Source organism: Halorussus vallis, from assembly GCF_024138165.1.
Taxonomy (GTDB): domain Archaea; phylum Halobacteriota; class Halobacteria; order Halobacteriales; family Haladaptataceae; genus Halorussus; species Halorussus vallis.
Map to the genome: position 1 here is coordinate 151,098 of NZ_CP100001.1, position 24,171 is coordinate 175,268.

Annotated in this window: 25 protein-coding genes and 1 pseudogene; 9 read left to right on the plus strand and 17 right to left on the minus strand. The window is 68.3% G+C overall.

Going from position 1 to position 24,171, the window contains the following annotated elements; genetic code table 11:
- Nucleotides 1–11 precede the first annotated feature (11 nt).
- Nucleotides 12–743 carry a fumarylacetoacetate hydrolase family protein gene (locus NGM07_RS20865; protein ID WP_253520957.1) on the minus strand — a complete coding sequence of 244 codons (732 nt, stop codon included), beginning with the start codon at nt 741–743 and terminating at the stop codon, nt 12–14.
- Nucleotides 744–814: 71 nt separating this feature from the next.
- Nucleotides 815–1,456, minus strand: coding sequence for a class I SAM-dependent DNA methyltransferase (locus tag NGM07_RS20870; protein WP_253520960.1), 642 nt, complete (start codon nt 1,454–1,456; stop codon nt 815–817).
- Nucleotides 1,457–1,557: 101 nt separating this feature from the next.
- On the opposite strand from NGM07_RS20870, the gene NGM07_RS20875 reads away from it, so the two are divergent.
- Nucleotides 1,558–2,472, plus strand: coding sequence for an ArsR/SmtB family transcription factor (locus NGM07_RS20875; RefSeq protein WP_253520962.1), 915 nt, complete (start codon nt 1,558–1,560; stop codon nt 2,470–2,472).
- A gap of 198 nt (nt 2,473–2,670) precedes the next feature.
- Here NGM07_RS20875 and NGM07_RS20880 read toward each other — a convergent pair whose 3' ends face one another.
- From NGM07_RS20880 to NGM07_RS20920, 9 genes are all read right to left on the minus strand, one after another.
- Entirely contained in the window at nt 2,671–3,381 is a 711-nt protein-coding gene (locus tag NGM07_RS20880) for a class I SAM-dependent methyltransferase (protein ID WP_253520965.1), read from the minus strand.
- 231 nt (nt 3,382–3,612) lie between these two features.
- A complete protein-coding gene (locus tag NGM07_RS20885) occupies nt 3,613–3,981 on the minus strand; it encodes a DUF7522 family protein (protein WP_253520968.1) in 369 nt (122 codons plus the stop codon).
- 163 nt (nt 3,982–4,144) lie between these two features.
- Nucleotides 4,145–5,467, minus strand: coding sequence for a DUF7405 family protein (locus NGM07_RS20890; RefSeq protein ID WP_253520970.1), 1,323 nt, complete (start codon nt 5,465–5,467; stop codon nt 4,145–4,147).
- A gap of 80 nt (nt 5,468–5,547) precedes the next feature.
- Nucleotides 5,548–6,144 carry an HdeD family acid-resistance protein gene (locus NGM07_RS20895; protein WP_253520972.1) on the minus strand — a complete coding sequence of 199 codons (597 nt, stop codon included), beginning with the start codon at nt 6,142–6,144 and terminating at the stop codon, nt 5,548–5,550.
- 243 nt (nt 6,145–6,387) lie between these two features.
- Nucleotides 6,388–7,077, minus strand: coding sequence for a TIGR00266 family protein (locus NGM07_RS20900; RefSeq protein ID WP_253520974.1), 690 nt, complete (start codon nt 7,075–7,077; stop codon nt 6,388–6,390).
- A 103-nt stretch (nt 7,078–7,180) separates the two neighbouring features.
- A complete protein-coding gene (locus tag NGM07_RS20905) occupies nt 7,181–7,819 on the minus strand; it encodes an ester cyclase (RefSeq protein ID WP_253520975.1) in 639 nt (212 codons plus the stop codon).
- A gap of 169 nt (nt 7,820–7,988) precedes the next feature.
- Nucleotides 7,989–8,501: a winged helix-turn-helix transcriptional regulator gene (locus NGM07_RS20910; RefSeq protein ID WP_253520977.1), complete on the minus strand. Its 513-nt coding sequence runs from the start codon at nt 8,499–8,501 to the stop codon at nt 7,989–7,991.
- Nucleotides 8,498–8,851, minus strand: coding sequence for a DUF7471 family protein (locus NGM07_RS20915; RefSeq protein WP_253520979.1), 354 nt, complete (start codon nt 8,849–8,851; stop codon nt 8,498–8,500). The genes NGM07_RS20910 and NGM07_RS20915 overlap by 4 nt, the downstream gene beginning before the upstream one ends.
- Nucleotides 8,852–8,890: 39 nt before the next feature.
- Nucleotides 8,891–9,352: a cytidine/deoxycytidylate deaminase family protein gene (locus tag NGM07_RS20920; protein WP_253520981.1), complete on the minus strand. Its 462-nt coding sequence runs from the start codon at nt 9,350–9,352 to the stop codon at nt 8,891–8,893.
- 153 nt (nt 9,353–9,505) lie between these two features.
- Between NGM07_RS20920 and NGM07_RS20925 the strand changes: the two genes are divergently transcribed.
- Nucleotides 9,506–10,570, plus strand: a complete 1,065-nt coding sequence (locus NGM07_RS20925) for a DUF7972 family membrane protein (RefSeq protein WP_253520983.1) — start codon at nt 9,506–9,508, stop codon at nt 10,568–10,570.
- 51 nt (nt 10,571–10,621) lie between these two features.
- Here NGM07_RS20925 and NGM07_RS20930 read toward each other — a convergent pair whose 3' ends face one another.
- Nucleotides 10,622–12,106, minus strand: a complete 1,485-nt coding sequence (locus NGM07_RS20930; protein WP_253520985.1) for a hypothetical protein — start codon at nt 12,104–12,106, stop codon at nt 10,622–10,624.
- A 598-nt stretch (nt 12,107–12,704) separates the two neighbouring features.
- On the opposite strand from NGM07_RS20930, the gene NGM07_RS20935 reads away from it, so the two are divergent.
- The 3 genes from NGM07_RS20935 to NGM07_RS20945 all read left to right on the plus strand — a co-directional run bounded on the left by NGM07_RS20935 (nt 12,705) and on the right by NGM07_RS20945 (nt 14,637).
- A complete protein-coding gene (locus NGM07_RS20935) occupies nt 12,705–13,721 on the plus strand; it encodes an MBL fold metallo-hydrolase (protein ID WP_253520986.1) in 1,017 nt (338 codons plus the stop codon).
- Between the two features lie 113 nt (nt 13,722–13,834).
- Nucleotides 13,835–14,347 (plus strand): hypothetical protein, encoded by a 513-nt coding sequence (locus tag NGM07_RS20940; RefSeq protein WP_253520988.1) that lies wholly within the window; start codon nt 13,835–13,837, stop codon nt 14,345–14,347.
- Between the two features lie 74 nt (nt 14,348–14,421).
- Nucleotides 14,422–14,637, plus strand: coding sequence for a hypothetical protein (locus tag NGM07_RS20945; protein WP_253520989.1), 216 nt, complete (start codon nt 14,422–14,424; stop codon nt 14,635–14,637).
- A 3-nt stretch (nt 14,638–14,640) separates the two neighbouring features.
- Here the strand turns inward: NGM07_RS20945 and NGM07_RS20950 are convergent, their stop codons facing one another.
- Nucleotides 14,641–16,620: an ABC transporter ATP-binding protein gene (locus tag NGM07_RS20950; protein ID WP_253520991.1), complete on the minus strand. Its 1,980-nt coding sequence runs from the start codon at nt 16,618–16,620 to the stop codon at nt 14,641–14,643.
- 169 nt (nt 16,621–16,789) lie between these two features.
- Here NGM07_RS20950 and NGM07_RS20955 point away from each other — a divergent pair, with 169 nt between their 5' ends.
- From NGM07_RS20955 to NGM07_RS20965, 3 genes and pseudogenes are all read left to right on the plus strand, one after another.
- Nucleotides 16,790–17,341 carry an FAD-dependent oxidoreductase gene (locus NGM07_RS20955; RefSeq protein ID WP_253520992.1) on the plus strand — a complete coding sequence of 184 codons (552 nt, stop codon included), beginning with the start codon at nt 16,790–16,792 and terminating at the stop codon, nt 17,339–17,341.
- A gap of 134 nt (nt 17,342–17,475) precedes the next feature.
- Nucleotides 17,476–17,682 (plus strand): hypothetical protein, encoded by a 207-nt coding sequence (locus tag NGM07_RS20960; RefSeq protein ID WP_253520994.1) that lies wholly within the window; start codon nt 17,476–17,478, stop codon nt 17,680–17,682.
- Between the two features lie 233 nt (nt 17,683–17,915).
- Nucleotides 17,916–19,148 (plus strand): annotated as a pseudogene (locus NGM07_RS20965) (ABC transporter substrate-binding protein).
- A 127-nt stretch (nt 19,149–19,275) separates the two neighbouring features.
- Here NGM07_RS20965 and NGM07_RS20970 read toward each other — a convergent pair.
- On the minus strand, nt 19,276–19,596 hold the full coding sequence (locus NGM07_RS20970) for a hypothetical protein (protein WP_253520996.1): 321 nt from the start codon (nt 19,594–19,596) through the stop codon (nt 19,276–19,278).
- A gap of 196 nt (nt 19,597–19,792) precedes the next feature.
- Between NGM07_RS20970 and NGM07_RS25620 the strand changes: the two genes are divergently transcribed.
- Nucleotides 19,793–20,194 carry an Ig-like domain-containing protein gene (locus tag NGM07_RS25620; protein ID WP_497007271.1) on the plus strand — a complete coding sequence of 134 codons (402 nt, stop codon included), beginning with the start codon at nt 19,793–19,795 and terminating at the stop codon, nt 20,192–20,194.
- A 194-nt stretch (nt 20,195–20,388) separates the two neighbouring features.
- Here the strand turns inward: NGM07_RS25620 and NGM07_RS20975 are convergent, their stop codons facing one another.
- The 3 genes from NGM07_RS20975 to NGM07_RS20985 all read right to left on the minus strand — a co-directional run bounded on the left by NGM07_RS20975 (nt 20,389) and on the right by NGM07_RS20985 (nt 24,109).
- Nucleotides 20,389–21,663 (minus strand): tyrosine-type recombinase/integrase, encoded by a 1,275-nt coding sequence (locus tag NGM07_RS20975; RefSeq protein ID WP_253520998.1) that lies wholly within the window; start codon nt 21,661–21,663, stop codon nt 20,389–20,391.
- A 433-nt stretch (nt 21,664–22,096) separates the two neighbouring features.
- Entirely contained in the window at nt 22,097–23,347 is a 1,251-nt protein-coding gene (locus tag NGM07_RS20980; RefSeq protein WP_253521000.1) for a carboxylate--amine ligase, read from the minus strand.
- Between the two features lie 225 nt (nt 23,348–23,572).
- A complete protein-coding gene (locus NGM07_RS20985) occupies nt 23,573–24,109 on the minus strand; it encodes a DUF6789 family protein (protein ID WP_253521002.1) in 537 nt (178 codons plus the stop codon).
- Nucleotides 24,110–24,171: the final 62 nt, after the last annotated feature.

Here is a 24,171-nt window from a genome sequence, read left to right on the forward strand (position 1 = left end):
CTCCGGCGCGCTCAGGGCGCTCGAACGTCGTGGCGCAGCACGCCGACGCCCTCGACTTCGACCTCGACCTCGTCGCCGTCTTCGAGGGGCGCGACCCCGGCGGGCGTCCCGGTCGAGATCACGTCGCCCGGTTCGAGGGTCATGTAGGTCGTGATCTCCTCGATCAGTTCCGGCACCGACCAGATGAACTCGTCGCGCGAAGAGGACTGGCGGGTTTCGCCGTTCACCCGGAGTTCGACCGACGCGTCGTCGGGCACCTCGTCGGGCGTGGCGAGGACCGGACCCAGCGGCGCGGAGTTGTCGAAGGCCTTCCCACGCACCCAGTTCTGCTCGCGGTCCTGGTCGTCGCGGTTCGAGACGTCGTCCATGCAGGTGAACCCCGCGACGTAGTCCATCGCGTCGGCGGCGTCGACGTTCCGGCACTGTTCGCCCATCACGACCGCGAGTTCGGCCTCGTGGTCGACGCGCTCCTTGCCGGCGGGCAGGGTCACGGTGTCGCCGTGGCTCGAGAGCGCGTTCGGGGGTTTGAGGAACAGCAGAGGTCGTTCGGGCGGTTCCTTGCCGCGCTCGGCGGCGTGGTCGGCGTAGTTCAGCCCCACGCAGACGATCTTCGAGGGGTCGGCCGGCGGGAGGACCTCCACCTCACCTTCGTCGTACGTCTCGCCGCCGAACTCGATGCCGTCGTCGGTCCACGCGCCGGTTCGGACGCTCCCGGCCGGGTCGCGGAATCGGACTCGGTGCATGGTAAAGCGCTGGCGGGTCGGGTACAAAGAGGTTCGCGGTCCGGCGAACGTTTCGGGTTTCGCCAGTTCACTCAGACCCGCGCGAGCAGGGTCACCCAGTCGTCGGCGGTCGTCGACTCGACGGCGAACCCGGCGTCCTCGACCAGCGCGCGGAGTTCGTCGGGTTCGTAGAGCGTGAACCGCCGCTCGTCACCCTCGTAAGCGTCGCTCCGCATCTCGCCCTCGCCGCGCTTGACCGAGAAGAAACAGACCCCGCCTGGTCGAAGCACGCGGCGAAACTCCGCCAGGGTTCCGGGAGCGTCTTCGCGGGCGACGTGGAGAAACGACGCGCAGGCCCAGACGCCGTCGAAGGCGTCGGAGGCGAAGCCCAGCGTTCGCATGTCCATCCGGGCGAGGGCGGCCTCGGGCGCCTCCTCGCGGGCGATTCGGAGGAACGCCGGCGTGAGGTCGATGCCGACCGGGTCGTAGCCGCGGTCGGCGAACGTCGCCGACTCCCACCCGGGGCCGCAACCGGCGTCGAGGACGCGGGGCCGACCGCCGGCCCGCGGGCCGGCGGTCGGCCCGTCGACGCGGGCGTCGTTTCCCGCAGTCGCGTCGTCGACCGCCGCGCAGAACCGCTCGACCAGGTCGGCGACCCGCGAGCGGTCGGCGTGGCGCTCGCGGTACTCCGCGGCGATGGACTCGTAGGTCCCGACGGTTTCGGGGTCGGTCATCCGTCGGCGATTCGGCGCGACCGCCCTTAAACCATCTCCCGACAGTCGTGACGTCGGCCCGCCTCGCGGTCGTTAAGTCGCCGACCGTCATACGGAGCGACATGACCGACGACTCGCTCTCGCCCGACGAGGCGTTCGCCGTGCTCGGCGACGAAACCCGCATCGCCATCCTCCGGAGCCTGTTCGAGCGCCCATACGAACCGATGACGTTCTCGGAACTCCGCGAGGCGGTGGGGATGGCCGACTCGGGGCAGTTCAACTACCACCTCAACAAGCTGGTCGGCCAGTTCGTCCGCAAAACCGAGGAAGGGTACGAACTCCGTCTCGCCGGGTGGCAGGTCCTCGGCGCCATCCTCTCGGGGACCTACACCGAGTCGGGCAACGTCGAACCGGTCGAGGCCGACCACCCCTGCAGACGATGCGGGGGCGTCGTCGTCGCGACCTACGAGGACGAGCGGATGACCATCCGGTGCACCGACTGCGACGAGCAGTACTCGTCGGCGGGCGTGCCGCCCGGCGTGCTCGACGGGTTCGAGCGCGAGGAGTTGGTCGACCGCTTCGACCGGTTCATGCGCGGCCTCGTGGCGCAGGCGCGGCTCGGCGTCTGCGTCAGTTGCAGCGGTCGGATGGACGCCGAGGTGCTGACCGACCCCGACCCCGAAATCGGCGTCGACGTCGAGTCGATTCCCGGCGTCGTCTACCGGTGTCGGCGCTGCCCGGAGGTCGTCTCGGCCTCGTTCGGGTCGGCGCTGCTCGACCACCCCGAGATCGTCGCGTTCCACTGGGAACACGGCGTGGACCTCCGGCACGTCCCGTCGTGGACCCTCGCGTGGCTGACCGACGACCACGCGACCGTCGAGTCCGAGGACCCGCTCCGCGTCCGTCTTGTGGTCGAACTCGGCGACGAGGCGGGTGTGGAAGACACCAAGACGGGAGGAGCAGGCGGTGCGGGCGGTGCGGTGCTCGAACTCCTTATCGACGAGAACCTGGAAGCGGTCGAGGTGACCCGGCGGTAGCAGTACGGTAGCGCGGGTTCTTCGCTGGGGACCGCCGGTCTAGTCGGCTCGCAATGCGGTGCGTCTACCGATTACGGTCACCGACAATCGGACAGCCAGTTGCCAGGAGTAGCACGCTGAACAGGGAATAGGTATCTCGCAGGGCGGCGACTCGGCCGCGTTTCTCACGGGTCCTCCACTGGACGAGCAGGTCGGGCTTCACTTCGGGACATAAACGAGTGGCTCGTGCCGGTGGGCGCGGTACTGGTCGGCTCTGTCGGCCACCGAAAAAACGCTTTGCGGCCAGGTCCCCAGCACCGCGTGGATGCGTTCGTACGACAACAGACTCTCGCCCTCGATTGTGAGTTCGAACCGGTCGGCGAACGTCTCGGGGTTCCACACGGAGTCCTCATCGAGGAACTCGTGGGGCGATTCCGCGATGGCGCTGTAGTGGGATTGCGCGAGCCGATTGTGGTAATGGACGACGAGGTAACCGCCGGGTTTCACCGCATCGTAGAGGTGCACCAGCGCGCGCTCGACGTCCGGGACGTAGCAGAGCGTGAACAAACAGGAGACGATATCGAACCGGCGACCCGGGTCGAACTCCGGAAGGACCGCTCGCTCGAAGGTGACGTCTACACCGGCCTCGCGTGCCCGTCGACGGTTCTCCACGAGGACCGCCTCGGCAGCGTCGTACCCGACCGCCGTCGCGTCGGGGTAGCGCTTGGCGATCTCGAACACCAGGTCGCCGGAACCACAGCCGACATCGGCGACCCCGTCCGGCCCGTCGGGTAACTTCGTGGCGAGGAACTCGGTGAACGGTTCGAGTACGAGGTTCGCACTCGGACTCGTATCCGCACGTTCGTCCTCGTCCGCTCCATCCCAGTGCTCGTCCCAGTCGATGGTGTCAGTGTACGTCTCTTCGGACATCGTTTTGGACTCTCGATCGTTCGGTCACGGCACGAATCAGGAATCGGAAGATTGGGATTCCAGGTGGAAATTCAGGATAGCCGTCGCTATCGGAAAAAGTTTACCGACTGTCATTACTCTGTACTTCTGTACGTTCAGCGTACGTTCCGGACCCGACAGACGACTCCGTATCCCGTTAGCGGCGGCGGATTTCAACGGAGTCGGGAAATCGTAATCCCGACTCCCGGTAGCTCACTCCAGCCACTCCTTGCAGTCGTGGACGAACCCGTGGAGGTACGACGCGGTGTCGGCGTCGAGCGAGACGAGCACCCCCCGGTCGTCGTCGAGCACGACGTTGACGAGCACCGCCTCGTGGAACACCCGGACCGACGCCTCCAGTTCGCCGGCCGTGAACCACCGCCGGTCGTCGGCCCGCTCCCGGAGGTCCTCCCGTGCCCGTGAGACGACGTATTCGACATCGGCCTCGGACTGCCATCGCTCGGCGTCCTCCCGCGCGTACAGCGACCGGTGGGAGTCGAGGGAGTAGATTCGCACCGCCCGTAACGACTCGTCGGCGCGCTCTCGAAGGAACTCGACCAATTCGTCGGGCGCGGAAACCATCGGTCCGACGTTCTCGTTGCGAACGGAAATACTAATCGCCGAAAACGTAGCATTTAGTCGAGCGGAGAGCGAAATCGGTGCGCCGCCGTACCGTTCCCGCGACCGGGCCGGCACGCGCCGGTCCGGTCGCGGGATTCGGACCCACTGTCCGTAATCGACCTGCTCAGGTCGGGTTCGGAGAGGGGAGTGCCCGGAGTTCGCGGGGCGGCACCAGGTAGTTTCCCCGCCGGAGCACGTCCATGTACTGGAGGATGCCGTTGTTGTTCTTCTGCCCGACCGCCGACCGCTCGGCGAGGTCGGTCCCGTTCATCCGCTCGCGGGTGTCGACGAAGTCCGAGATTCCGCGCTGGAGCGCCACGAAGTGCAGGCCCGCCTCGCCACCGTCGGTCGAGTCGAAGTCCCGGCGCAGGATGACCGGGGACCCGTCCTTCCGGGCGCGGGCCGACTTCTGGGAGTGGCCGACCACTCCCCTCGTCCGGGCGTGCTCCTCGGCTTTTTCGATACAGCCTTCCTCCTCCATCTTCGCCGAATCGCCGAGGTTGTCGCCAGCGCCCTCGACGAGGTCCTGCTCGGCGTGGGCCGGACAGAACATCTTGCCGACCCGCTGGCTCCTGCTGTCCTGTTCGTACCACTGCTCCAGTTGGAGGCGAATCCGCGAAACGTGCTGGGTGGTCCCACCCGCGAACGGCCCGTCCCGAATCGTCACGCGGTCCTCGCTGGCCTGGTTCTTCCGGAAACCCGACTTGAACCCCATGTAGAGCGGCGCCTCCTCGGAAACCGGCTTGTCGTCGGGGATGCCCTGCACGCCCTGGTGGTCGGCCGGCAGACCGTCGCCGACGAACCCCGTCCGGCGACCGACCTTCTCGAAGACGCCCGAGAGGTCGGCGTCCACCCCGACGCCGTTGAGCTTCGACCGGTTGCCCAGCAGCGCCTCCTCGGCCGCCAACACGACCGACGGGTGGTCGCTGGAGAGCCGAACCAGGGCGTCCTGACGGTCGAACTTCGGGTCCTCGAACGGCGCCAGCGCCTTGGGTTGCGGCAGGTCGACCGAGTCGGGCAGCGCGGCGTCGAAGCGCTCGAAGTACGACGGCGAGTAGCCCACCGTGAACAGCAGGCCATCGTTGCTTCGCTCGTAGGCGCGTTCAAGGCTCCGGAACGCCGACTCGGCGGTCCGGCGGTCGCTCCGGGTCGGCGTCCCCTCACCCGCGTAGTTCAGCAACAGCAGGACGTGGTGGCGCGGCGCGACGTGGTTGCCGTGGTCGTCGGTCGCCAGCACGGCGTTCCAGCCGTGCTGGCGGGAGGGCAGCGACGAGAGGTCCTCGGGGCCGCGGGGAACGTCCGGTCGGCCGGTGCGGTCGAGACACGCCGACAGCGCCGAGGAACCGCCGATAGCGACCGCCGCCTTGGCGAACTGTCGCCGGGTGAGTCCGCGGTCGCGGCCGCGGGTCGGTCCGTCGGGGCCGCGACTGGGTCCGGTGTCGTCCATCGCGCGACCCTAGGGACCGGAGGTGAAAGGCGGTTCTGGTACGCGCGTCGAAACGTCGACGCGACGACGGGCGGGCGGACTCACGTCGGCGCTCGGGTCGCCTTCGGCGACTCGACGCCGCGCATCCGGAACGCGAGCGCGACGAGCAGGACGCCGAACACGATAGCGTAGGCGCCCACGAGCCACAAGAGCGTCAGGATGCCGGGGCCGGGGAGCGCCACGAGTAGCACGCCGAAGACGACGGAGGCGACGCCCGAGAGCGCGAGCAACCACTCGTTACTCACGCTCCGCCGGAGCTTCACGGCCGCGTAGAGTTCGAACGCGCCGGTGATGATGGCCCACGCCGCGACCAGGTACAGGAGCGCGAGCGCGGTGATGCCGGGCCAGACGAACGCGACGATGCCCGCGCCGACGCCCGCGAGGCCCTCGAGCAACAGCGGCCACCACCGCCGCCGATTCCCGGCGGCCCGGACGGCGCCAGCGAGCGCGAACACGCCGTCGGCCGCGGCGTACGCGCCGAACAGCAACACCAGCGCCGCCAGCGTGATGCCCGGCCAGACGAACGCCAGCGCGCCGAACGCGATGGCGAGGACGCCCCGAACAGCTAGCATCCACCAGTTTCGAGCCAATACGGACGCCGCCCGCGTCTCCGTCGGGTCTGCTGTCTGAGTGCTCACGTCTGCTCTCCTCTTTCGTCGGTCGCTACCGCTCGGCGCGATTTAGCGGTGCGCGGTCGTTCACGCGAGTTCACGCGGTATCGACCGTTCGTCCCGTCGGCGGTCGGCCGGAACCGTACTGCAGAGTTCGGAGGGACGCAGAAACGTTCGTTACGGCGACCGCAACGCACCCGCCGGGGCGACCCGAGTCGGGCCGCCCCGAAACGAAGATTCGTTACGACACGGCCGAGGGTTCGACGCTCGTCAGGGACTGTTCGCGTACGTCGGCCGGGGAATCTTCGGCAGGAGCCACGCCAGGAAGGCGTCCGGACTCCGGGTCTGGAGCCAGACCTTCCCCGGGCCGGTGAACCGACAGACCAGGCCCTCCCCCGAGAACACCGTCGACTTCAGGCCGGCGACCCGCCGCACAGCGAAGTCGGCCGTCTCCTCGAACGCGACGACGTGGCCGGTGTCGACGGTGTACTGCTCGCCGTCGTCGAGTTCGACGGGCTTGATGGCGCCGTAGCTAGACATGAAGAGGGGTCCGCTCCCCGAGACACGCAGGAGGAACAGCCCTTCGTTGCCGAAGAACGTCTTCGCGCCGCCGAACTCGGTGTCGACGTCGAGGTCGGCGTCGCCAGCGACGTACGACCCCGACTGGACGTACAGCGTCTCGTCGCTCAGCTCCTCGTGGACCACGTCGCCGGGCAGCGCGGGCGCGAGCGTCACCTCACCCTCGCCGCCCGACGCCGCGAAGGTGTTCTGGAAGAAGCTCTCGCCGCCGAGGACGCTCCGGCGAAGCGATTTGAGGAAACCGCCGGTGGCGTTGGTGTCCATCGAGACGTTCTCGCCGTGGCTGACCATCGCGCCGCCCTCCGCCTGGAGGCTCTCCCCGTCGTCGAGCGTGACGTTCAACAGCGAGTATGCGGGGCCGGACTCGATCTCGTGTCGCATGCCGGGACGACCACGGGGAGGCGGAAAACGGTTGCGCGGACGCCCCCGCCCTCGCGCCGATTCCGACGGCGCCGGAATCGGCGCGAACCGAAGTCCGTAGGCGTCAAGTCAGCACGCCGAGGCCGACCTCTGCGATTAGCGTGAGCAGGTCCGGCCGAATCCGGAGTTCCTCGATTCGCCCGTCGACGACCCGGAAGGCGGCGCGTCCGGGCAGGGTCACGACGTCGCCGGTCGGGTCGAGGCCGGCGAACGGTTTCTCGAACGTCCCGGTCGCGACCCACCGGGTTTCGACCGTCTCGTCGCTGGCGTCGACGTCAAGAAGTTCGAATCGGGCGTCCGGAAAGGCCTCCTGGAGCGCGTAAAGCGTGAGGAGGAACCGAACTCGCCCGAGTGTGAACCGCGGGCGGACGAAGTGAGCCTCGAAGTCGGGCGCGAGCAGTCGGCGGAGCGTGTCGAAGTCGCCCGCGTCGAGCGCGGCGAAGAACCGCCGGACCACCCGCTTGTCGGAGGCCGGCGAACCGGTCGCCCGTCCGGCGGTCACCTGCCCGCGAGTCGGCCGCACGGCCGACTCGCGGGCGGTCGCCGACGACGAACTCCCGAACGTCAGCGCACCCGCCGCCCCGGCCAGCGAGGCCAAGACGGTCCGCCTGTCGCACCGGCGGCGCTCTGTGTCGTCGCAGGGTGGCTCCGCCGGACGATACTCCCGTCGCTCCCCGTCGTCGCGTCGCTCGCGGTCCCCCATTCCGGGAAGACGGTTCGGCGCGGTCCCTCGAATGTCTTGTCCCCGCGCACGGCCGACCCCACGCCGGCCCGCGACCGCGGGCCGGCGTGGGGCGACTATGCGCAGGCGAGTCGCAGTTCAGTCCTCCGTCAGTGCGCTTCGGTCCCGTCCTCTGCCAGCGAGTCGCGGTTCAGCCCTCGTCCAGCAGGCCGTCGACCAGCCGCGTGAACCGGTCGACCAGCCGTTCCGGCATCGAGGGCGTCACCGCCGCGAGGAGTTCGGCCGTGGCCTCGGGTCGGGCGAGTGCCACCCGGACGCGGTTGCCCTCGCGGCGCCGCTCTACGAGGTCCTGGGCTTCGAGGTTGTCGAGGTGCCACTCGACGGTGCTCCGGGCGAGGTCGAGTTCGTCGGCCAGCGTCGCCGGCCCCGTCTCCCCCTCGTCGAGCAGGAAGGCCAGCAGGTCGCGGGCGGTTTCGCGGCGGAACATCGCGAGCGCGGCGCGCTCCCACTCGTCGTACTCCGGCGGGTAGTAGTGGGTGCGGCCGTACAGTTCCTCGGGGACGAGTCGGCCGTCCGAGCAGAGCCGCCGGAGGTGGTACTGGACCTGACCCGGCGCGAAGTCCGTTTCGCGGACGACCGCGCTGAAGTGGACGCCCGGGCGCTCCCTGACGTGGTCGGCGATGGCGCGACGCGTCTCGTTCACGGGCGCTCACCCCGCGCGGTGGCTCGCACCGTGCGAGCGTCGTAGACGGCCGCGATGACCAGCGCAGCCATCACCACGTCGAGTCCGTGTTCGAACAGGTGGTGCGAACCCGCCTCGACCGTCCCGGTGAACGAGAGCGCGGCGACGGCGGTGCGGGCGAGCAGCGTCGCCAGCGCGAGCGTGACCAGCAGGTACGACCGCGAGCGCCGCCGCAGGAGCGCCGCGAGCGCCACCGCGAGGACGAGCGCGGAGCCCAGGCCCGCCAGCGCCAGCAGGACCGCCATCGTCGGCCCCCAGCCCGCGCCGTGGCCGGCGCCGAGGAGGACGACCGCTTCCACCGGCGATTGCATACCGCCGGGTAGACGCCCGAGCGGTTTACCCGTTCGGATTCAGCCGTTCTCGACCGAGCGCCCCGGGGATTCGGGGCCGTCCGTCCCGTCGGCCCGCTCGGCCGGCGAGTCCGAGAGGTCGGCTATCGGCGTCGCCTCCGGGCCGTCGTCGCCGGCGACGACGGCCCGGGGTCTGTCGCCGTACGCCACGAGTAAGTCGCGACACGAGTCGCACGGTACGAGGATTTCGGGCTCCCGTCGCTCGTTCGGCCGCGGGTACGACACCGCCGCGACGGCCACGACCGCTCCACTGCCGGCGAGTCTGGCCGTCCCGAGCGCGACGGATTCGGCGCATACTCCGACCGACTCGTCGGGCGTCCGCAGGTCGACGCCGGCGAACACGTCGCCCGTCTCCGTTCGGACCGCCGCGCCGACGCGGTGGCGGTCGCGCTCGTCTCGATCCTCTATCGCTCGGGTCGCCGCCTCGACGAGTTCGCGGTCGGCGTCGGTGAAGGAAGACATTCGTTACCATACGGCTCGGAGGGCCATAGCTTCCCCGCTTCGGACGACGAGACGGAGACGACATCGCGGCGCGACGACGAAGTACTCTGAACCGGACGAAACCGCCGCGCCCGTTCGTCTTTTCCGCGTCGGTACCCTAACGGTTCTCCAGCGATGAGCGAAACCGCCGGAGACGGTAGTCCGACAGAGGACGCCGACTCCCGGAGGGACGCCGCTTCCAAGAAGGAGGACGACTCCGAGGGGACCGACGGGTCGTCGGCACCCGGCGGAGGGGCGACGTCCTGGTTGCTCCTCGAAGGGGACCGCCTGGCGGTGGCGAGCGTCGTCGTCGGAGGCGTCCTCCTCGCGTTCCTCCTCGTCCTCTGGCGATACGGATACGGGTCGACGAGGCCGTCGAGTCCGGTCTACTTCCTCTTCAGTTCGCTGTTGACCGGCGACCTGACGCTGATAACCGTCGTGCTCTCGATAAACCAGCTGGTACTGTCGCGCGAACTCGGAGCGCCCGGGACCCTCCAGAACCGAATCGAGGGGTCGGTCGAGTACCGCGAAGACGTGGAGGAAACCGTCGAAACCGCCGTCAGCCCGACCGCTCCCACCCAGTTCCTCCGGTTCCTCCACGAGCAAGTGGGCGAGCAGGCCGACCGGTTGGACGAGCGAATCGACGACGTCGACGGTGGGTCGCGGAGTCGCCTCCGCTCGCTCGCCGACGCGCTCCGCGACGACGTCCGGATCGTCAACGGCACGCTCGACCGTGAGGCGGAAGAGGGAGTATTCGCCGTCGTGGCCGCGACCATCCGGACCAACCACGCCGAGCAACTCCACGAAATCGGTGCGATTCGGGCCGGCGGCGAGTCGCCGGACGACGACGCGGTCGACGAAACCCTGGACCGACTCGAAAGCTACCTGCTCCAGATAGACGTCGCGCGCAACTACTTCAAGACGGTGTACGTCCAGAAGGAACTGGCGTTCCTCTCGCGGCTTCTGCTGTACGTCGGCGTGCCTGCCGTGGTCGCGAGCGGCGGTGCGCTGGTAATCTACAACGCCGCGACCTCGACCGGCGTCTCGGACCCGCTGCTCGCATCGGTCACCGCCGTCGCGTTCACGCTCGGGTTCGCCCCGCTGGCGATACTGTTCGCGTTCGTGCTCCGACTCGCCTGGGTCGCACAGAAGACGGCGACCGTCACCCCGTTCGCGTCGAACAGCGACCATTCGCAGTGAGGTCCGTCGAACGGCCGGTCGGGCGCGGCGATTCCGCCGCGCCCGACCTGCTCAGGCCACGACCGGCCGGGAGATTATCCACAGCGAGAGGACGGTGTAGCCGACCATCAGGACGGTCAGCGGCGCATGCCGGACGCCCGCGCCGGGTTCCATCGCCGGGAGGGTCGCCCGGCCGGTTTCGACCGGTTCGCCCGCCACGACGCCGTGGGCCGCGACGACCGCGACGACGTGGCCTGCGACGATGAGCGCCACCTGCGTCGCCCAGAACGCAGGCAGCGAGAGCCACGATAGCGGCGCGAGTTCCGGCCCGCCGAGCAGGCCGACCAGCGCGCCGAACCGCGTCAGGACGAACGCGGCGTTGTGCGCGAGTTCGTAGGCGACGGCGATGGGCAGCAGCGTCGGCGCGAGGTTGCGGGCCGCCCCGCGCCAGTCGGCGGCGCGCTCGACCACGTTCGGGTCGTCAACGTCCCCGAACCGTACGTGACCGCCGGCGGTGCGGGCAGTGACGCCGGCGACGCCGGCGAACGCCGCGAGAAAGCCGACGTAGCCGACGAGGTAGAGCGCCAGCGAAACCGCCGGCCCGAGGCCGGTCGCGTCCCGGACGCCGAAGAGAAGCGACTGGTACTCGGGCGTGTTGGCGAAGCCGTCGAAGCTGACGGTGTACACCGCCGCGACGACGAACGCCGCGACCGGGAGGCTCACCGGGCGGCGACACGCCCGCCACGGCGGTCGCAGTTCGACCGTGAGGCGGATGGAAGTACCGCTTCCGGCGGCCTCGCGGTCGGGTCCGGCGGGAGCGGTTCGCTCCCACGTCACCGGCGCGACCCGGCCGAACAGTCGGTAGAGCACCGCGAAGAAGTCGGCCCGGCGGAGCCACTCGCGGCCGAACACGACCGCGCCCACGACCATCGCGGCGGCGTAGCCCGCCAGCAGTATCGCGGTCCAGCGCGGTGACCGGGGCACCCACGTGAGGTTCTCGAGCACGCCGACGACCGCGAGAAAGCCGACCAGAGCGGGCCACTCCCCGAGCCAGTCGGGATAGGCTCGCAGTCGAATCGCCTCGCCTTCGAGTCGGGCGAGAGCGTCGTAGAGGGTCCGCCACGGCGAGAGCGTCGACCAAGGGTCGCCGACCAGCACCGCCAGCACGGCCAGGCCCTTCAGCCAGAGCGCCCAGACGAAGACGATTGCGGCGTTCTCGGTGTAGGTCCGAGTACCGGTCAGGCCGACGAACAGCGCCCCCGCGAACGCGGCCAGGAACCCGACTCGGAGGAGCGTCCGGCCGACCGTCGCAGCCGATTCGGGGACGGAAACGCGCCGGGTGTCGTCCGCGCCGGTCGAGCGAGCGTCGGTCGCACCCTCCGATTCGGAGCGCGCGAGGAAGAGCGCGGTCAGCGCCACCGTCGCGCCCGCGCCGCCGAACAGCAACGGGAGCGGAATCGGCGCTTCGAACCGGGTCGCGGTCACGTCGTGGGCGCTCGCGACGCCCGCGAGCGAGAGGACACCGAGCGCGACGAGGAACCGCCGGAGCGACGCCATGGCCGTGAGTCCGGACTCGGCGGAGAAAGGCGCGTCGGTCGGCGCCGCCGGAAAACAGCGGAAACGCCGGTGTCGGGTCACACCCCCAGGAGCGACTCAGTTCAGCCTCGGGTCGGGCGCGGCGACCTCGTGACCGCACCGCGGACACCGATAGCGCGCACGGTCCCCCCCGTTCGCCCCTTCGCGGTTCTCGGCGAACTTCCGGGTCGGCCCTACGTACCAGCAGTTCGGACACCGCCGAATCGGGAGTCGGAGCATTCGACGGAGGTAGGGGTCGAACGAGCAAAAGCGGGTCGGCGACGATTCGGTTCGTCGTCTCCGCCGCCGAAGACGACGGACCGATCGGCGGCGCGGCGAAACCGCCGCGCCCGCCGGCGAAAGACAGCGGAAATCCCGGAGGGGAAACAGCGGAAACTCCGGTGTGAAGTTCGGCGACGGCGCGGGGACGAAACAGCGGAAACGCCGGTGTGACGGTGAAGCCGAGACGTCGGCGTGACGGCGGAACGAGACGTCGAAGTGAGCAAGCGCTCGCGCGACGGCGACCGACAGGGGGCCGGAGCGCGACACTCATACGCTCGCGGCCCCGAACACCGGTAGGATGGGCGAGAGACGGAGCAGAGAGGTCCACCACGACGACGGCATCCACATCGAGGCGGGGGACGGCCGACGGGTCGTCGCCGACGCGCGGAGCGCGGTCGGCGACGTCAACGTCCTGAGCCACGCCCACGCCGACCACACCTTCCGGCGGACGCCCGGGACGGTCGTCTGCTCGGCCGAGACGGCCGCGCTCGTCGAGGCCCGGACCGGGACGAGCGTCCCCGACCACGTCGAATCCACCGACGAGATTTCCCTCCTCCCGGCGGGCCACGTCGTCGGGTCGCGGGCCGCGCTGGTCGAACACGGCCCGGATTCGGAAACGCCGGGCCGGCGGGTGCTCTACACCGGCGACTTCTCGGTCCGCGACAGACTCTACCTAGAGGGGTTCGACCCCGTAGACGCCGACGTGCTCGTGATGGAGACGACGTACGGCAAGCCGACCTACCGGTTTCCGCCCGAGGCGGAGCTACAGGCCGAGATTCGCGACTGGCTGGCCGACCACCCCGACCGGCCGCTGTTCCTGTTCGGCTACTCGCTCGGCAGAGCCCAGAAGCTCCAGGCGCTCGCCCGCGAGGCGACGAACCGACCGCTGGTGGTCCACGGCGCGGTTCGGACCGTCAACGACGCCATCGAGTCCGCCACCGACCTCTCCTTTCCGGCGACGCCCTACGACGAGGTCGACGAACTCGCCGGCGACGAGATCGTGGTTCTCCCCACGCACCTCGCCCGCCACGATTGGGTCCAGAGCCTCGTCGCGAAACACGGCGGCCTGAAGGCGGGGTTCTCGGGGTGGGCGGTCGACCGGTCGTTCCGCTACCGCGGGGGCTACGACGCGACGTTCCCGCTGACCGACCACTGCGACTTCGACGAACTCGCCGCGGTCGTCGAGGCGGTCGACCCCGAGGTGGTCTACACCCACCACGGCTTCGACGCCGAGTTCGCCGACTTCCTCCGGACCACCTTCGACCGGGACGCCCGGCCGCTGCTGGGCGACCAGACGACGCTGGGCGACTTCTAGAGGCCGCAGGCCGCCGGGGAAGTAGTGGCGAAGAAAAGGCATGTCTCGCGGCCGCCACAGTCCGAAATCTTCAGATATTCTAATGATACCGAACGGCGTATCTCCTCGGCGTTATGGCGACGGGGGTGCGCCACGGCGAAACTCGCGAAGCGGGCTATCACCCGTGGGTGGCCGCGGTCGTCGCCGGACTCGCCGCCGGGGCGGCGATGGGCGCGGTGCTCTCGGTCGGGACGAACCTGCTACCGCTCGTCGGCGCTCTCTACGGGATGGAGTCGTACCTCGGCGGGTGGGTCGCGCACCTGGCGAACAGCGTCGTGTTCGCGCTCCTCTTCGCCGCGATTCTCTCGCGTCCCGTCGTCCGGCGCGAGTCGTTCGCGCTGTCGACCTACGTCGGTATCGGCGTCGGGTACGGCGCGTTCCTGGGCATCGTGACCGGCGGCGTCCTCTTTCCGCTGTGGCTGAACGCGGGCATCGACGCGGGCCTGCCGTTGCCGTTCGTCCCGGCGACCGGAGTCGACGCGTTCGGCGCCACGCTGGTGATGGGATTCGCCCACCTCGTCTACGGCGCGGTCCTCGGCCCGGTGTACGCGCTGGCGAGTCGGTCGGTCCCCGGCGTCTCGCTCTGAGGAGTCGGAACCGAACTGTCTCCCCGGTGTCGACCGACCCGTGCAGTTATCGCTCCTGATGTGGTATGGTACCTATGCCTGTACTTCGACTGGGAATCGCGATGCTCGTGGTACTCGCAATCGTGAGCGGAACGGCGGTCGCTACGACAGACTCGACCACGTACGGACCGTGCCCGGGCGAGAACCCCAACGACGCGCTGCGAATCTCGACCGACGCCTCGGAAGGGACGTCGCTGAACGCGCTCGGAGGATTCGGCCGGGCACTCGAACGCGTCGGGTGTACGGCGTAGCCGTCACGGCGCGAACTCGAACTCGCCGGCGTCGTCGGCGGCCGCGTCGGTATCGACCTCCGCGCCGCGGTCGGCGGCCCGGTCGAGAAACGCCGGCGGGAGCGCGTCCATCTCGCCGACGTGGACCCGCCAGAGGTTGGCGTAGAGGCCGTCCTCGGCCAGTAGCTCCTCGTGGGTACCCCGCTCGACGACGCGGCCGTCGTCCAACACCACGATGAGGTCGGCGTCCCGGACCGTCGAGAGGCGGTGGGCGATGACGAACGTCGTGCGGTCGGCCGCCACCGCACCGAGGCTCCGCTGGATGAGCGCCTCGGTTTCGGCGTCGACGTGGCTGGTCGCCTCGTCGAACACCAGGATGGCCGGGTCCTTGAGCACCGCCCGGGCGATGGCGATGCGCTGGCGCTGGCCGCCGAAGAGTCGCACGCCGCGCTCGCCGACCTCGGTGTCGTATCCCTCAGGCAGATTCCGGACGAAGTCGTGGGCCTCGGCCGCCCTGGCGGCCGCTTCTATCTCATCGTCGGTCGTCTCGAAGGTGCCATAGGCGATGTTCTCCCGAATCATCCCGTCGAAGAGGAACGGCTCCTGGGAGACGTAGCCCACCGCGCGCCGGAGGCTCTGCGGAGTCGCCTCTCGAACGTCGGTGCCGTCGACCCGAACCGCACCTTCGTCGGGGTCGTAGAGCCGGAGCAGGAGTTTGAGCAGGGTCGACTTACCCGCGCCGGTCGGGCCGACCACGCCCACCGTCTCGCCGCCCGCCGCCCGGACGGTGACGTCCGAGAGCGTGGGGTCGGCGTCGCTGCCGTCTTCGGTTTCCGTCTCGTATTTTTCGCCTTCCTCCCCCTCGCCCAAGTCCGGGTAGCTGAACGTCACGCCGTCGAACTCGACCGCGCCCTCCGTCACGTCGAGCGGGCGGGCGTCGGCCGAGTCGGCGAGGTTCGGTCGCTCGTTGAGCAAGGCGTAGACCCGCTCGCTCGACGCCGTCGCCCGCTGGTAGCCGTTGACGATCTGGCCGAACTGGGCGATGGGCCAGACGAACTGCTGGGTGTAGATGACGAACGTGACGAACGCGCCGGGGGTCAGCGACCCCGAGAACAGCGGCGGCGGCCCCGCGAGCACCCAGTAGCCGCCGACCGCGAACGTCAGCGCGAACCCGAGCCCCGAGATGATAGAGAGGGTCGGGAAGAACGTGATGCGGGTCCGAATCGCGTCCCAGTTGGCGTCGAAGTACTCCCGGGAAGCCTCAGCCACGCGGTCTATCTCGTATGCTTCCGCGCTCTCGGTCAGGATGGTTTCCATCCCGCCGAGGTTGTTCTCCAGGCGGGCGTTGAGCGCGCCGACGCTCGCGCGCATCCGACCGTACTTCGGCTGGATGCGCGTGGAGAACCGGGCGGTAAAGAGCGCTAGCACCGGGACGGGCAGGAGCGCCACCAGCGCGAGTTGGGGGTTGAGCGCGACCATCACGCCGCCGATGCCGACGACGATGACGCCGATGCGGAGCGCCGCGCTCACGCCGTCGTTCAGGAACGATTCGAGCTGGTTGACGTCGTTGCTCAGCACGCTCATGAGTTCGCCGGTCGGCCGCGACTCGAAGAACGGCAAGTCGAGCGACTGGACGCGCTCGTAGGTCGCGACCCGCAGGGCGTGCTGGACGTTCTGGGCGAACGCGTTCCACCCCCAGTTCTGGACCCACGTCGCCGCCGCGCCGAGCGCGGTGGCGCCGACGAGAATCGCTATCGACAGCACGAGTTGGCCGGTCGCGTCGCTCGGGAGCCACCCGGCTGGTACGAGCGGCAGTCGGTAGGGGCGCGCACCGAGGAACACCGCGTCGATGGTCAGCCCCACCACGAGCGCCGGCAGCAGGCCGAGCACCCGCGCGAGGGTCGTTCCGGCGACGCCGACCGCCCCGTATCGGGCGTTCGGCCGGCCGAACTCCGCGTAGAGCCGACGCATCGAGTCGGCGCCGCGGTCGTCGTCTCTCTCCATCGGTAGTGATAGGGGGCCGGAGGTTATGTGTCGCTCGCCCGGCCCGCGGCCGATTTCGGCCGTGGGCCGGGCGAATCAGGACGGATCACGCAGACTCGAACGAACGATAGTTCCAGCAGAACCCACCGCGGCATGAAACTTTACAACCCTGGCGGAACACCCAACGTCCATGACGAAAGTCGCAATCGTCGGCGGCGGTCCCGCCGGACTGAGCGCAGGACTCTTCACGGCGAAGAACGACCTCGACACGGTCGTCTTCGACACCGACGAGACGTGGATGCACAAGGCGCACGTCTACAACTACCTCGGCATCGACGAGATCGGCGGCAGCGAGTTCATGGAGCGGGCCCGCGAGCAGGTCGAGAACTTCGACGCCGACCTCCGGGTCGGCGAGGAGGTCACCGACGTCGAGGAGTCGGGCGAGGGCTTCACCGTCACCACCGAGGACGACGAGTACGACGCCGAGTACGTCATCTTCGCCACCGGGACCGACACCGAACTCCCCGAGCAACTCGGCTGCGAGACGACCGACGGCGGCCTCGTCGACGTCGACCTCAACATGCGCACGAGCGTCGACAACGCCTTCGCGGTCGGGTCGATGATCCGCGACCAGAAGTGGGAGGCGGTCATCTCGGCGGGCGACGGCGGCGCGGCCGCCATCCAGATTCTGAGCGACGAGGCGGGCGAACCGGTCCACGACTTCGACACGCCCGAGGAGTGAACGCGGGCGCGACTTCCGCGGCCGGGCGGCGCGTTCTCTTTTGGGTGAATCGCTCGGGTTCCGAGTCGAGTGCACCGCGTCTCGACCAGTAGACACAAATCTCCCGGACGACCAACCGTCGAGAGAGGTCGAAGATGGACTGGATGCGAAGCTACGAACTGCGGAACGCGGTCGTCGGTGCCGCGGGGCTCGTACTGACGGTGACGCTGGCCGGTCCGGGTCGGCGTGTCGTCGACGTGGGGCCGGTATCCTTCGACTTGTTCTACGTTCCGCTGGTTCTGTTCGGGGCGCTGTTCGTCTCGGCGGTTTTCTACCTCACCCGGTCGGCTGACGAACCGTAGGTCGGCCGCACCGAATCTCCACATCGTTCGCGTCGACTCACGGGGAGCGCGCCGGGCGGCCCACTCGTTCGGAGACGGATCAGCGAGGCACCGAACCGGGAGTAGCCGACGCCGCCCGCCAAAGCGACGCGAACTCCCCGCGCCCGCCCCGAACTGAGACGCGAACAACCGGGTCCGATTTTGGCCGGCCTAAAAATCGGAAGGAATTTGTATCGTTTAGGCGAGCCTAAATCATGGTAGGCGATTCAGACCGGCGACCCGGTCCGACGCGCAGAGACTACGTGAAGTACGGCGGCGCGCTCCTCAGTGGCGGCCTGCTCGCGGGGTGTACCGGCAACGGTGAATCCGCGGCGCGACCCGAAACGACGGAGACGGACGGAGCGGCAGAAGCCGAAACCGACGCCACGACGACCGCCGCGGCCGACGGCCCGTACTCGGTGACGATGGCGCCGATGGGCGAAGTCGAGTTCGAGTCGGTCCCCGAGAGCGTCTTCACCCGGCTGACCCACCACGCGGGGATGGCGTTCGCACTCGGCCGCGGCGACGACGTCAACGCGCTCCACGCGCCCGAGTACTACGACGCGCTGTGGAACCAGTTCACGCCGCGTCTGCCGGGGGTCACGCTCGACTGGACGGGGGCGTACTCCTCGTGGAAGGCGAGCAAGGAGTAGCTCTACGAACTCGACAGCGACGTGCACCTGGCCGACCCGGCGTGGGTGACCCGGCTCGGGAACTGGAGCGTCGCCGACGTCGAGGAGGTGGCGGAGAACATCGGGCCGTGGTTCGGCAACTCTCTGAGCGACCGCCACCAGAAGCCCTCGAAGGAGTGGGCCGACGAGTATCGGCACTACGGCCTGTGGGAGCAGTTCGAGAAGGTCGCGAAGGTGTTCAAGGAGGAGGCGCGCTACGAGGCGCTCGCGGGCGTCCGGGCGGAGCTCCTCGGAACCATCGAGGAGAAGTTGCCGCAGAAGGGCGAACGCCCGACGGTCGCGATGGTCGCCTCGGCCGACATCGAGAAGGAGATCTGGGCGTACACGACGAGCAACCCCGGATTCCTGACCTCTCACACCCGCCCGCTCGAGCCTCGCGACGCCTTCGGCGGGACGGTCGAGTCGGGGACGGTGGTCGACTTCGAGGCGCTGCTGGAGGCCGACCCGGACGTGCTGCTGTTCCTCGGGGGGTTCCAGCCTGGAACTAACATGGCCGAACTCCGGTCGACGCTCGAATCCGACCCGGTCGCCGCGGAGATTTCGGCGGTGCAAAACGGTCGCGTCCACCCGCAAGGCGCGCGCTACCAAGGACCGATACTCAACCTCTTCCAGTTGGAGATGACGGCCAAACAACTCTACCCCGAGCAGTTCGGCGAGTGGCAGACGTACGACGACGGCCCGTATCCGGAGTTCCCCGAGGCGGAGCGACTGTTCGACCGGCAGGCCGTCGCGGACGCCATCAACGGAACCCTCTGACCGCGAGCCATGCGGAGCGACGTTCGGTCGTGGCAGGACGACCAGAAGAGAGGCGCATAGCCGGACGGTCGGCCGAATCCGGCCCGCCCGGGTCGTATCTCGCCGGTTCCGAATCGGGCGAACGCGTCTACTGCAGATACACTTCGTGTACCTTGATCGCGGTCGCAACCGTCAACGCGGCGACGACCCCCGCAGCTAACGATTTAATCATAATCGCCGCGGTCGTGACGACCACGAACAGCATCGCGGGCAGAAAGCCGGCCACGGGGCGGTCGGCTGCGAAATCGGATACGACGTTCACGACCAGACCCGCAGCGATGCCGGCGACGAGGACTAGCCAGTTCAGGTACAAATCGTGCGTGTACCAGAAGAACACCGCCACCGTCGCCATCACGACGAGCGCAGCAACGTCCTGCCACCCGTCAGCGCGCAACGAACTCACACTCATACTAAATTACAGTCTGTGCTGATAACGCAATAGCGTTCTGATGACGCAGACCGCGGAGTAGAGGACTCCTTCGAAACTAGTACGTGCCTGATTTCAGGGTCGACCAGTCGTTCCGGAGAACGGGACTTTGCCAGAAGTCACGTTCGCTAACCTCGCGGCACGGAAATGATATACGTCAAACATTCGAACGGAGGATATGAATCGTCGGCAGTTTTTCGCGCTTCTCGCTGGTAGTGTTGGAAGTGAATGTGCAAGCCGGCTTCCCTCCACCAGTTTACGAACCAGGACGCGGACTCCCACCGCAGAGTCGCACGACAAAGAGGCGAACGACTTACCCGTAGAAAATACCGATGACGAAGAACATCACGTTTCGATTCGGATTCTGAAAGACGGGAAGGAGGTGTACACGTGGGAACGGACAGTCGGGCCTCACTCTCGGACCGAGTTGACGGATATCGTGAAATACGGCGTCTACACCGTCGAATTCTCCGTCAATGGACGAACTTCGACGAAGGAGTGGAGAGCCGGAGGTTGTTACCGTCACAGAGTAGAGATAAACGAAACGGGGGCAGCGAAACTGGACGGGAGTGTTTGCTAGTTCGTTGTTCAGCGCACCCCGGTAGCGTCACGTTCACAGCTGTGTTTTCGGTGAGGTTTGGGGGATAGGGAGGGACGATTGGTGTGACGAACATCTCATATTCGCAACGACTGGGCGGTAGATGGATATCGCGCCACAAGGTTTACTACGAAATTACTGCTCGAGCATCTGTCGCCGGAGAGCGTTGAAACCCGTCAGTCCGCTCCATCGAACGCCTCGGCGAGTTCCGCCCGCATGAACTCCCGTCGGACCCGGCGGGCGCGCTCGTCCGAGAGGTAGTTGGTCATCACGACCTGCGGGTCGTCGCTGCCCTGTTCGGCGGCGATGTCCTCCAAGCCGTCGAGCACTGCGCCGAGGACCGAGGTGTAGGTGTCGTACCAGTATCGCCGGCAGAGCTGCGGACTCGGCCGCTCGCCGTCGATGTCCTGGGGTAGGCCCGCACGGTCGGCGAGGTCGCGGAACCACGCCCAAATGCGCTCGCGGGTGACGTGCGGGTCCTCGCCCTGCGCCGACGGGAAGAGGTACCCCTGCCAGTCGTCGCGCTCGGCGAGTTCCGCGAGCCGAGCGTCCAGCGCGTCGAGGCCGTAGAGGACGTTCACCTCGCCCGGTCCGTTCTTGCGCTCCTCGAAGGCGAGGTAGGGCACTTCGTCGTCGGCCACGTCGCGGACCACCTGCGAGACGTGGAGGGCGGCGACCTCGTTTGCGCGGAGGCCCCACCCGGCGAGCGCCACGACCAGGAGGCGTTCGCGGGTCGACTCGGCGGCCCGGACGAGCGCCCGCACGTGGGCGGCCGACAGCGGCGAGGGGTCCGTGTCCTCGACCTGCCACTTGAACTCGTCGTAGAGGCCGGTCGCGGGGTTGACCGCCGCGAGGCGGCGACCGACGAGGTGCTGGTACCAGGCGTCGACGACGCCCCGGACGCGAATCTTCGTCCGCGCGCCGTAGTCCCGGGCGTTGAGCCAGTCGAACGCGGCGTAGCAGGCGTCGACCGCTTCGTAGGTCGGCACGTCGGCGTCGCGGGCGACCGGCGCGAGGAGTTCGTCGGTCCCGTTGGCCTCGCGGTACGCGCGCACGTAGAGGTTCAACCGGCGGCGCTTGGTTTCGATGGACGACTCGCTGAGCGCGTGACGGGTCCGGCGACGGTCGAGGAACGTCTCCAGCGCCTCGCGGGTGCGGTCGTGGTCGGTCGCCCACTCGTATCCCTCCTCGCCGCCGAGTCCGAGGTCCTCCCGCCAGAAATCTCCGAGAGAGCGGTCGTGGTGGCGACGGAGCGCCGCGAGGAACGACCGGAGGCCGCGCTCGCGGAACCACCGGTGAGTCGGTCGGTCGGTTTCGGGGTCCCGACCGTCGGCGGCGAGACGCGGGGCGATCTCGTCCCAGTACAGCGCTCGGAAGTCGGCCAGCGAGCAGGTCGTCCACCGGACGTCGGCGAAGGGGTCGGCGTCGGCGGTCGAGTCGGTCGCCGTCACGTCGACCCCCCCGGCGAGCGGTTCGGGCGTCGGCCGACCGCCGGCGCCTTACGCCGGCGGTCGGCCGTTCTTCGGGGAGAAGGAGGGAGGAGGCGACTCGCGTTTCGAGATACCGGTTTCGCAGCGGCCATATTCGGCACTCTCGGCCGACGTGTCTTAGTACTTACTGTTTCGTGGAACTAACGGTCCGCTGTGGCCTGTCAGACCCACGAATGAAGCGGCGTAGACGCGTAAACTCCATAGAGCGATATGGAATCTGGCTAGAGTTCCTGAGGCACGGAGCTGTCTCTGGGCTCGTTCACGGGGCCGGCGGTATCTCGACTTCGACATCGATTTCGAAGCTAAGACGACCGAAAGACGGCGAAGACGGTGCTCCGGGTTCTGGAAGATGGCCGCACGGAACGTCCGAGAACCGACGATGGACCGCGCCGAGTCAGGAGACGATACCTCGAACCTGGCCGAGCGCGTTCCGCCAGTCGCGGATAAACGGGCCGGGGTCCGAGAGGTCGAGGTAGTCGAAGCGGGGGTGGCGAGCGAGCGACGCGGCGATGTCGAACGCGGTTCCGGCGAGGGAAGGTCGTTCGACGAGGGGATAGTCCTCGAACTCGATGCTGAGCAGGTGGAGGAGTTCACCACGCAAGAGGTGGCCCGCCGTTCCCACCTCGTACTCGATCGGTCCCTCGATCGGTCGGTCGGTTGCGAGCGACCAGTAGAGGTAGGGGAAGTCGACGCCGGCCTGGACGGTGAAGGGAAGCGACGACCAGATTCTGGGGTTGACCTCCATGAGTTCGAACTCGCCGGTGTCGGGGTCGCGCAGGAACTCGACCATCGCCAGGCCGTGCCAGTCCAACTCGTCCAGCAGCGCGAGCCCCGCGGTTTCGAGGGCGGGGATGTCGACCGTCTCGCGGTAGGCGCTCGGACCCCCGCAGTACTTCAGTCCCCGTCGCTGGCGGTGCTGGAACGTCGCGACGGGGTCGCCGCGGTCGTACAGCGCGATGAACGCGTACTCGTCGGCGGTCGGGACGTACTCCTGTATCAGGGGCACGTGGCCCATCTCGGCGACCAACTTCTCGCGGTCGGGGTCGTCGCCAGCCGGGAGGTAGACCGTCGAGTGGCCTTCGACACGATTCGTCTCGAACTCCGGGAAGTACTCGGTCGCGTGCACCGTGTACCGGGGTTTCGCGATGGTGTGGTCGGCGGAGAACTCCCAGTCGTCGAGGGTTTCCGTAATCGGCGTCGAGACGCCGGCGGCCTCCGCGGCGTCGAAGAGTTCGACCCGGTCCTGGACCCGCCGGAGCGTGGAGAGCGACGGCCAGGGCGTGCGGATGGAGTCGGCGAGCGTCTCCTTGTTCCGGGCCAGCACGTAGACGTCGGCCTCGCGGAGCGGGATTATCGTCGCGACGTCGTCACGTCGAGCGAGGTCGAGGAGCGCGTCCTCGTAAGCCCCCAGGTCGTTCGTCGGGTCGGGGACAGAAACCGCCTCGTCGCAGTACTTGGAACTGAATCCGGGCGGACTCGTCCGTTCGGAGAAGGCGACGGTTCCGATGCCCCGTCGGCCGAGCGACCGCAAGCAGGCCGTACTGCTCGCTACGTCGATAGCCGGAACGGCGACCTTTCCCGCCGTCGGACGCTCCCCGTCGCTCTCGCTCTCGTCGTCGGTTTCGCTGACCAGTCCCCGGCCCATTCCCTCTTTCAATAAGTCGAAACGCCCTATATACGTTGCGGGCCTCTTTAAAAGAAGCTCGCGGACGAGACGGAGCGTAGAGTGGCCAGTCGACCGACACGTTATCGCGCCTCCCGCCGTCGGTTCTACACCCGTCGTCCACCCGCGCCGGTCGGTTTCTCGCTCGGCGGCCCGACCCGGGTCGTCTCACATCTCCCTCTCCGTCGCGCCGGCCCAGACCGCGGGTCAGACCAGCGACTCCGGGCGGTCGCCGAGGTAGTCGAAGACGGCCCCGAGCGTGAAACCGTACGACAGGTGGGCGATGAACGTCAGCACGACGTACAGCACCAGGGCGACGCCGACGTAGCCTTCGTAGAACGCGAGGACGAATCCCGTCCAGAGGACGGCGCCGAACGGCAGTCCCTTCGTCGCGTACTTCTTCCCCGGAAGGTACGACCCGATCGACGCGAACAGGAGCGGCCACATCACCATCCCCGTCAGCAGGAACAAGATATAGCCGACGGCCGCCGGGTTCGTCGCCATCAGCGCGTCGAGTCCGGTCAGTTCGGCGAGTTCTGCGAACGAATTGAGGTCGAACGCGCCCAGCGACGTCGCGACGAGCAGTCCCACCGTGAGCGCACCGGTCCCGACCAGGCCGCCGACCGCGCCGATGAGTCCGTCGGTGACGATGCCGGCGAGGTTGTCGAAGTCGGGGTCGGCCGCCGCGGTTTCGTGGTCGTTGACGGCGATGTCCGAGCCCAAGTCTCTCTCTTCCCCATCCATGTTAGATGTTACCACTTCTAGAATCAAAAAGGTTCCTGAGGCTCTGAACCGACGAAACTGAT